General features: G+C 42.6%; 11 protein-coding genes. 9 read left to right on the plus strand and 2 right to left on the minus strand.

Translation table 11 applies throughout. The features are described from left to right. Positions 1-11 precede the first annotated feature (11 nt). Complete coding sequence (locus CH373_RS11665) at positions 12-794, plus strand: ABC transporter ATP-binding protein (RefSeq protein WP_100714403.1); 783 nt, start codon at positions 12-14, stop codon at positions 792-794. Positions 795-796: 2 nt separating this feature from the next. Here CH373_RS11665 and CH373_RS11670 read toward each other — a convergent pair whose 3' ends face one another. Then, positions 797-1,420 carry a hypothetical protein gene (locus tag CH373_RS11670; protein ID WP_100714474.1) on the minus strand — a complete coding sequence of 208 codons (624 nt, stop codon included), beginning with the start codon at positions 1,418-1,420 and terminating at the stop codon, positions 797-799. A 67-nt stretch (positions 1,421-1,487) separates the two neighbouring features. After that, complete coding sequence (locus CH373_RS11675; RefSeq protein ID WP_100714402.1) at positions 1,488-2,561, minus strand: tetratricopeptide repeat protein; 1,074 nt, start codon at positions 2,559-2,561, stop codon at positions 1,488-1,490. Between the two features lie 80 nt (positions 2,562-2,641). Here CH373_RS11675 and CH373_RS11680 point away from each other — a divergent pair, with 80 nt between their 5' ends. From CH373_RS11680 to CH373_RS11715, 8 genes are all read left to right on the plus strand, one after another. Beyond that, complete coding sequence (locus CH373_RS11680; protein WP_207761480.1) at positions 2,642-3,190, plus strand: ABC transporter ATP-binding protein; 549 nt, start codon at positions 2,642-2,644, stop codon at positions 3,188-3,190. Then, positions 3,187-3,858 carry a heme exporter protein CcmB gene (locus CH373_RS11685; protein WP_100714401.1) on the plus strand — a complete coding sequence of 224 codons (672 nt, stop codon included), beginning with the start codon at positions 3,187-3,189 and terminating at the stop codon, positions 3,856-3,858. The genes CH373_RS11680 and CH373_RS11685 overlap by 4 nt, the downstream gene beginning before the upstream one ends. A 44-nt stretch (positions 3,859-3,902) precedes the next feature. Beyond that, the gene (ccsA, locus tag CH373_RS11690) at positions 3,903-4,595 is read left to right on the plus strand and encodes a cytochrome c biogenesis protein CcsA (protein WP_100714400.1); all 693 of its coding nucleotides are present in this window, start codon (positions 3,903-3,905) and stop codon (positions 4,593-4,595) included. A gap of 102 nt (positions 4,596-4,697) precedes the next feature. After that, a complete protein-coding gene (locus tag CH373_RS11695) occupies positions 4,698-5,819 on the plus strand; it encodes a PP2C family protein-serine/threonine phosphatase (protein ID WP_100714399.1) in 1,122 nt (373 codons plus the stop codon). Then, positions 5,816-6,685: a phosphoribosylaminoimidazolesuccinocarboxamide synthase gene (locus tag CH373_RS11700; RefSeq protein ID WP_100714398.1), complete on the plus strand. Its 870-nt coding sequence runs from the start codon at positions 5,816-5,818 to the stop codon at positions 6,683-6,685. The genes CH373_RS11695 and CH373_RS11700 overlap by 4 nt, the downstream gene beginning before the upstream one ends. After that, on the plus strand, positions 6,661-6,909 hold the full coding sequence (gene purS / locus CH373_RS11705; RefSeq protein ID WP_100714397.1) for a phosphoribosylformylglycinamidine synthase subunit PurS: 249 nt from the start codon (positions 6,661-6,663) through the stop codon (positions 6,907-6,909). Before CH373_RS11700 ends, purS begins: the two co-directional genes overlap by 25 nt. Then, entirely contained in the window at positions 6,906-7,565 is a 660-nt protein-coding gene (gene purQ / locus CH373_RS11710) for a phosphoribosylformylglycinamidine synthase subunit PurQ (RefSeq protein WP_100714396.1), read from the plus strand. The genes purS and purQ overlap by 4 nt, the downstream gene beginning before the upstream one ends. Before the next feature lie 574 nt (positions 7,566-8,139). Beyond that, the coding region (locus tag CH373_RS11715) for an EAL domain-containing protein (protein WP_100734095.1) at positions 8,140-9,172 on the plus strand (1,033 nt) is incomplete at its 3' end.

Here is a 9,172-nt window from a genome sequence, read left to right on the forward strand (position 1 = left end):
ACAGGTATTGGATGGAAGCCAAGGGAAATTCATTCACCGAACAGCATTCCGAACTCGCTATTAAAGTGAAGGAACTTTCTATCGAGAATTCCAAACGGAAACTTTTGGATTCAGTAAATCTGGATCTGAAAAAAGGAGACTTCCTTGCAATTTTCGGCAGGTCTGGATCCGGAAAGTCTACCTTAATCAAAGCACTGCTCGGGATTCCATTTCCCTCTAATTGGAAAAGTTCTGGTTCGATTTATTATTTCGGTAGAGAGAATATTTCACCGAAATTAGTGCAGCCGGTGTTTCAAGATCCAATCGGAAGCTTTGACCCGCTTTGGAGCCTGGAGAAGAGCCTAAGAGAACCTCTCCTGTTGTTAAAAGAAGAGGACCAGTATGAAGTCTTACTGGACAAATGGATTCCGATTTTGGGATTGCTGGGAAGGGATTTGAAAAGAAACGCCTCATCCTTTTCGGGCGGAGAATTACAAAGATTTGCTTTGCTCAGGGCCTTGTTAGTAAGGCCGAAGATTTTTCTTTTGGACGAGGCAACTTCCGCTCTGGATCCGATTCTGAGAAACGACGTGGTCTCCGAATTGTCTAAACTTTCTCGAAATGCGGGAGCCAGTATCTTATGGGTAACGCATAACGTGCGTACTGCGCTCACATATTGTTCTAGAATTGCCGTAATGGAATCCGGAAGTTTGATCGAAGAGGGGACTGTTTCAGAAGTTTCGGAAAATCCCCGGAAAAAGGAAACCAAGCTCTTAATGGAAGCCCTTTCCTCTTCCGGGAAAATTTCTCTTTAATTTTAGATATCGATATGCGAAAGATTCTTTCTGTCCTTGTTGTCCTTGTACAAAGCAAGAAGAATATCGATTCGATAAATCGACGATCTAAGACTAGTTTCGAGTAATCTCAACGCTTTGATTTGATTTTCAAGCGAGATATCGTTTAACATAGTTTTCTCAGTAGCTTCGAAAACTTCGTGAATAATTTCCGACTGCTTTAAATCGCCGGGTCGAAAAATGATCCTTTTGTTTTCGAACATTACTTCGTAGTAAATTCTTTTGGACTCGGAGGACAGCGTGATGTCTTTCACTTTTCCACCTTCGAACTGGTAGGTAATATACTTGAGCAAATTGCTCTCGTAACCGTCCTGAACTTGGAATGGAATGTCTTCCGTGACGATAGTCTGGCGTTTCTCATATTCCGGTTTCAGAATTACGAGCATATCGTGTTTTCTTTCCAAATCTTTCAAGCGGTCATTAATCGTATCTTCTAAACTCTTAATGATCTTTCTTAGAGATTTGGTGTACTCGCTCGTTTCATCCTGGAAAATATCCGCCTGGCTGGCTTTCTTTTTATCTTGCGCCAACAAGGGAAGGGAAATAAGGAGAGCGGCCAGAGCGAAAAGCCTGGTCTGGTTTTTCATTGGTTCCTCCATCCCAAAGATGCGAGATTTCAAGTGAAAAGCCAAGCCTTTTTCGGGCCTCGCAATTTCACTTTCCTGTTTCGTTGTTTTCTTCTTCGTCCAAGGCTTTAATGTCCGCGAACCTTTGGGCTAGGTCCCTTCTTCTCTGGATAATTTTGTAGGAAAATTCGGAAAAGAACGGGTCGTTTGGGAATTTCAGTAGTTCATCATATTCTTTAGCAGCCGTGACATAATCGCCAATCTTGCTCGCAGTTTCTGCAAAGAAGAAATGGAATTTTTTGTTGTAGGACCTCTTCTTTCCCATGTCGTCATAGAGATCCGTGTTTCGCAAAATCTTATAAGCATAATAATCTCTTCCGGAAAGAATCTCCAGTCTTGCTAACCCTAGCTTCGCATCCGGACTGTGCTCGTCGACCGAGAGCGCCTTCTTGATGTAGATCTGGGCTCTGTTTCTCAAATCCGTCTTAATGTAGTGTTCACCTAACAGAACTAAGGCCTCGGTTTGGAATTCGTTTCTTTCGACCGCTTTTTTATAATAAATCACGGCCTGTATTTGTTCGTTTAACAATTCGTAAAGAACACCGAGGTGTATGTAAGATCTATAATATTGAGGGACCTCTGCGGCCCCGTATTCAAACTGAAGGATCGCCTTTTGATAATTCTTCTCTATATGGTATGCTCTTCCTAGATTATAGCGAAAAGCAAAGAATGCAGGATCGAACTTTACTCCAGCCTCGAGCATTCGAATCGCTATTGCTCTTTTTACAGGATCAGCGGTTTGAAGCAGTAACACAGCTTCGTTATTGAAGTTTCCGCAATTGGAAATGGTCTTGCCTTCGAACTGGAAGGCTCCTTGTGATATCGGAGGTTCCCCCTGCCAGGTTTTTCCGGCTGCTAGAATAAAATCCTGCTCCGACCGGAGAAGGCTTCCTTTTTGATAATAGATCGGATCTAGAAGCTCGTTCTCACCCCAAAGGGCTCCGGAATATTCGCTTCCTCCGATTTTGAACTGAGCTTCTAACCGACCGAAAGAAAAAATCGCTGCGAACAAACTGACAAATGTTACGGTACAAAAAAACCGTTTGGCTTTAGCGAAATTAAAGCCTTGTAAAAACGGTTTTCGCAGACAGATTGTCCTCATTGAATTTGCAGGAATCACAAACTTCTATCCCGGTACTCGAATGCCTTTCTTTCTCCTATAGTATCGGGAGAAAGCAGGTTTTGAAAAACGTTTCCTTTTCCGTTTTCAGCGGAGAAACCATGTTTGTCAAAGGCAGAAATGGGGCAGGTAAGACCACTCTCCTGCGTTCTATTTTACACCATAAAAAGTGGCCGGAACAGTTCCAATTTCGGGGCAGCAAAAATCCGAGGATCTCCTACCTAGGACACGAACTAGGTCTTTATACTACCTTATCTTTAGAGGAGAACTTAGAATATTTTCGAAGGATCGCCGGTGCCTCACATTCAAAAGAGCAAATCGAATCCTGGCTTAGAGAATTCAGGCTCTGGGGAAGACGATTTGACCCAGTCTCCACTTTTTCCAGAGGGATGAAACAAAAGTCGGCTTTGATTCGGGCTCTACTTTCCAAATCCGATTTGTATATGTTAGATGAACCGTTTACCGCGCTGGACTCGGACGGAGTAAAAATTGCAAAAGAAATCGTGAGATCTATAGGAAAAAGCTCCGCATTGATTTTAGTGACCCACGATGCGAATCTCTCCCTAGAACTTCCGGAAAAAAACCTGATACTCGGAGAGGAGACAATATGAGGATCCTCTGGGCTCTGCTTCAAAAAGAAATCAGACTTCTGGGAAGAGCGAGTAACGGAATTTTTTCGTTGGTAGTACTCGTTTCCGCGATGGTATTCCTCTTCCATTTTGCACTGGAAAGATCCGGAAAAATGGACAGAACGACATTGATCGGACTCAAATGGGCGATCTTGTTTGTCGCCTCCTTTGTATTGGTGGGACAGTTTACCTGGGAAGAGAGGGAAGCCGGAGGCGGTTCTGCCAGTCAGCAATTCGTGTCTCCCTGGATATTATATATTTCTAAATCTCTTTTGGTTTTTGTCGCGTTATCCGGCACCGCGCTCTATTTGCTGGGACTATTCTCCCTCTTTTTCTCTGCTTTTCCGCTTGAATTCGGAGAATGGAGCAAGCATTTGATTTTCTTCCTTCCTGGGATTCTGAATCTTTCCTTTTTGGGAGTGGGCCTATCCCATATCAGTTTGTCTTCCAGGCTGAAGGAAATCCTACTTCCACTTCTGATTGTGCCGTTTTCTATTCCAATTTTCTTATATGGAATGGAAGCCGAGAGGAAGCTTGCGACCCTCCCTTTTTCGGCGGTATCAGGATCTTTTTATCTCTTGGCGGCTTTTGCGGTTTTCTACGGTTCTATGGGAGCCTTGCTCGTGGAAATGACGTCGGATCACGATTAATTCTACTTGATGTACCAAATGAATAGAAACATCCTCTCCAACGTATGAATCTCAGAATCTCTCATCCGGTTTGGGATTGGATCCTAGGGCTTGCATTTCTGGGATTTTTTCCGTTCGCGGTTCTGCTCGGATTATTTTATCCTTCCGTAATTTTAGAACAAGGGATCTCCCATCGAATTTTCTATTTCCATGTTCCGGTTGCATGGGTTGCCCTGTACGGTCCTATGATATCTTCCATTTGTGCGATGATTTATCTTTGGAAGGGAGATAGAGTCTGGGATACTCTATCTTTTTCTGCGAATAAAATCTCTTTACTCTTTGCGGTCGGAGTTCTTTTTTCCGGTCCAATCTGGGCGTACTATGCCTGGGGAACTCCTTGGGATTTTACAGACGCAAGATTGCAGTCTTTCTTTGTCTTAGTCTTGAGCTTGATTTCTTATTTTCTGCTTCGTAATCTCGTCGTGCAGCCGAACAAAAAATACGTATTTTCTGCTTTTCTGAGTATTCTTTGTATGGTAAACGCAGTTCTAACCTGGGGAGCGATTCGGTGGGTCGAAAATCCAGGAAACCATCCTGAATCTGTATTAGGAAAAGGTGGAATGGATCCAGACATGAGGATCTCATTTTGGTCTGGAGTTCTAGGGTATCATTTACTTTTTTTAGTTTTGTATCGAATGGTGTATCGTCTAGATAAGACAAAGGCCTTGAAAGAGGAAATGCCTTTATTAGAAGATTAAAAAAAGTGAAAACTAGATAAATTTCTCGAGTTTTTGAGAGGATCCTGATCTAGTTTTTGTTGGAGAATAGGACTCTCAAGTTTTTTTACATAGATTGAAAGTATGAAATATTCCGATTACGCCATATTAGCTGTAGACGACTCGGACATTAATCTGAAGCTTTTAGTACATACTCTCAGACCGCTCGGATTCCAAGTATTCACTGCGGTAAACACGGACGACGCCAGAAAGATTTTAGCAACCAACCACGTAGATGTTTTACTCTTGGATGTGAGCATGCCCGGCCAAGATGGGTTCTCTTTTTGTATGGAACTAAGAGAGATTGACCGGTTCAAGCTGCTCCCGATTCTCTTTATCACTGCTTACAATCGTGAGTTAGGTTTTGACGAGGCGATCGGTCATGGCGGAGATGATTTTATTCATAAGCCATTTCAGCCGAAAGAATTGATCGCAAAGATTAGAGCATTCATACGGATCAAGAATTTGCAGGATGAACTCTTGCAGCAAAAGAAAAAGTATGAGAAAGAGTTGGTCATGGCGAGAAGGGTCCAGCAGGAACTTGTTCCAGAAAAGTTCTTGGATTGGAATGGAATTCATGTCGCTACTATGTTCCACCCGCTCATGCAAATCGGCGGGGACTTTATAGATGCCTGGGTCCAGGACGAAGAACTCCATCTTTTTATTGCTGACTGTTCAGGTCATGGTCCTTCTGCTGCGTTGTTGTCGGCGATGGTAAAAATGCAGGTATCGAACTTGGCTTCCATACAGGGACTTCAGGACAAAGTCAAAACTCTCAGAATGCAGTTGGAAAAGATTCTTCCGGAAGACTTCTCCATCACTTTCTTTTATGGGATCCTGAAAAAAGACAGAACTCTCGAGTATGCAAATGGAGGACATCCTCCTCCTTTGCTCTATAAAAACGGAAATGTAGAGGAACTGCCTGGCATGGGCCCGCTAATCATTCCGATCGACCTCGGAACCGGCGAAGAATTTCGTTCGATCCAATTCGAACCTGGATCCTCTTTATTGCTTTATACGGACGGTGCGACTGAGATAACGGACGAAGAATACAATATTCTGGGAGAAGAAAGGTTGAAACGGATTTTTGCCGAAGCAGTCAGTTCCCAAGAAGATATTCTTGGTTATACTTTGGACAAAATCCTAGCTCATTCGAACAAGATGACTCACGACGATGATATTGCACTGATGGTGCTGCAAGGATGACCGGATTACCTGAGCCTTCTTATAAAGGAAAGGTGAGAGACGTATATGACCTCGGAGACAAGCTGATCCTATGTTCCACGGATCGGATTTCTGCGTTCGATATGGTCTTTCCACAAAAAGTTCCCAACAAAGGTAAGATATTAAATACGATTTCTGCCGCCTGGTTTCAGTATTTTCAAGACATTCCGAATCATCTTATAGAAACAGATGTGTCCAAATTTCCGGAACCTTTCCGGAACAATCCAGACTTAGAAGGAAGATCGGTTTTGACCAAAAAGTGCAAGCGGATCGATTTTGAATGCGTGGTCCGAGGTTACTTATCCGGTTCCGGTTGGAAAGAATACAAGGAATTCGGAACCTTAGCCTCTAAAAAGCTACCACAAGGATTGCAGGAATCATGCAAATTGTCCGAACCGGCTTTTACTCCTGCCGTAAAAAACGATTCTGGACATGATGAAAATATTTCCGAAAAGGAAATGGAAAATCGAATCGGAAGTGAACTGTTTCGAATCTTAAAGGAAAAATCGATTTCCATTTATAATAGGGCGGCTGAATTGGTAGGTGAGGCGGGAATTCTACTCTGCGATACCAAGTTTGAGTTTGGGTTGTTGAACGGGGAAGTGATTTTGATCGATGAGATACTGACTCCGGACTCTTCCAGATATTGGTCTGAGGAGACTTACCGGCTCGGAACTTCACCTCCGAGTATGGACAAACAAATTCTCCGAAACTATTTGGAAAAATCAGGATGGAACAAACTTCCTCCTCCGCCGGATCTACCGGATTTTCTGATTTCGGAATTAGAAGCCGCATACAAGGATATTCAGGATCGATTGCTAAGATGTTTATTGCGAGAATCAACGTAACTCTCAAGGAGTCCGTGCTTGACCCACAAGGCAACACGGTCAAGGGCACATTACGCGAATTAGGCGAGAATTCAGTCCAGGACGTAAGAGTAGGAAAGTACATCGAAGTAAAGTTGGACTCACCGGACCTTGCGAGCGCCCAGAAGGACGTAGAAAGACTTTGTGAAAAGTTGCTGGTCAATCACGTGATCGAAACGTATCGCTCGGAGATCGTTCCGGCATGAAGTTTGCTGTTATCACTTTTCCCGGATCTAACTGCGACAACGATATAGTAGCAGTATTAAAGAAAAATTATTCGCAAAAAGTGGATAAGATCTGGCACAAGGACCAATTTTCAGAGAAGTACGATTTGGTTTTCCTTCCTGGCGGGTTTTCTTACGGAGATTATCTTCGCTCCGGAGCCATGGCTTCTTTTTCTCCAGTAATGAAGTCCGTAAAGGAGCATACGGATCGTGGAGGAAAGCTATTTGGTATCTGCAATGGATTCCAAATTCTGACGGAAGCGGGCTATCTTCCCGGAGCTCTAATCCGTAATAGAAATCTAAAGTATATCTGCAAGACAGTGAGTCTAAAAAAAGGTTCTGAAAAGAATCAGATCAGCGGGAAACTTCCTATAGAGAAAATATTGAGAATTCCGATCGCACACGGAGACGGTTGTTATTTTGCTTCGGAAGAAGTCAGAAAGGAACTAAAGGACAGCGGCAGAATTCTGTTTTATTACGAAGGTGACAATCCGAACGGCAGTTTGGACCAAATCGCCGGGATCTGTTCACCCGATTTTAAGATCGCAGGTATGATGCCTCACCCCGAAAGAGCGATGAACGAGGTAACCGGCGAGATGGACGGCAAAGTAGTTCTAGACCTAGTTATTGCATCTTAAGCTCGCTGAAAAGAATTCCGAAGCAATTCTCAAAATTATAAGATTCGAGCCAAAACGTTTATCAACGCCTGTTAAATACGCCACCTAACGATAAAAAGGCGTTTCACAATAGCCCAGAAAACCTCCAAGATTCGGCGGAATTTACTTTGATACAATACTATCGGGATTTTGTCTCTTGAGCAATTAGCCAATTAGATCTAAATTATATAAGCCTAATGGATTACTTATTTAAAGTCGGAAGTGAAAATTATTGTGAATCGATTCTTGTAGAATGATCATTCACTCTTTACCTTTCCAGAAATCGATTTCATATTCGTAGAGAGTGAATGTTTAGTTTTTAAGCGTTTGTCCTCATTGATTTTTGCTCTGCAGAAATTATTTTGCTGAGTTTCAAGGTAACTGACTACTGTACTTAATTTCTTTTGGTCGTAAGGTCTATTTTTGTTGCCACTATTGCTTAGTTGGAAAATACGAGAAGCAAATCTAAGAATTGTTTTGGAATTATAGAAGGCAGTTTGGGAAATGTGCTTGAAGGCACTTTCTTGTCGGATTTTAGTACATACGGAATCATTGCATGCTCGTAGAACCCGAGACACACCAGATACTATCTTTAGGAGAAGGCTATTATTCTCCTCATTACCAGCCGATTCTGGATGTCGGAAATAGAAATATCATTGGGTATGAGGTGCTCGGAAGAGTCTTTTCTTCGGAAACGAGAGATTATCGATCTCTAGGATACCACTTTCACAATCCAAACACGGATGCAGTGCGTCTTGTTCATATAGATAGAATCATCCGCGAAAAAGCGATCAAGCATCTCAAGGAAACCGGGCTAAAGACTAGAATCTTTCTGAACATGATGCCAAACTTTCTCTCTATGGTTTACACGGGAGAAGTCTTAGATATCAAAAGGCTGCATATTTTGCACCTAATCGAGAAATACGACGTGAACCCTGCGGATGTGGTTTTAGAAATCACGGAAGATAAATTCGAAGGGAACGTAGAAAAGTTATTATACATAGTGAGTATCTTTAGAGAGAGGGGAATCAAGATCGCGGTAGATGATCTTGGAGTGGGATTCTCAAATTTGGAGAGAATCGGATACATTCACCCTGATATCATTAAAGTTGATATTAAGATCATGAGAGAAAGCTTAAACAGGCGTTCTTTCAAGAATGTATTGGCTGCTATCTCGGAGATGTCGCAAAGACTCGGTTCTCAACTACTATTTGAAGGAGTAGAAACCGAAGAGGAATTGTATCTCGCGCTTTCTATGGGAGCCAATTTGCTCCAAGGGTTCTATTTTTCTAAGCCGACTCTTGAATTCCAGGATAAGAAGCGCTTTAACAAAACTTTGAAAGACTCTTTGGAAAAGTTTTCGGGGCTTCGCTTTTTGGAAATATTAGAGAATCTAAAAAGAGAAAGAGGCTTTACTGATAATTTCTGTAGCCAATTTGATCGAATTTCTCACTTAGAAGCGGATGGGATGACCAAGGGCTTGGAGGATATCCTAACTGCTCTGCCTCCCGAGGCGAATTCAATACTTGTATGTGATATGGCCGGCTACCAAGTCACTCCTACCTTTAAACGAGAGTCGTATGATTTGC

Origin of the sequence: Leptospira perolatii (assembly GCF_002811875.1) — a bacterium.
GTDB lineage: Bacteria > Spirochaetota > Leptospiria > Leptospirales > Leptospiraceae > Leptospira_B > Leptospira_B perolatii.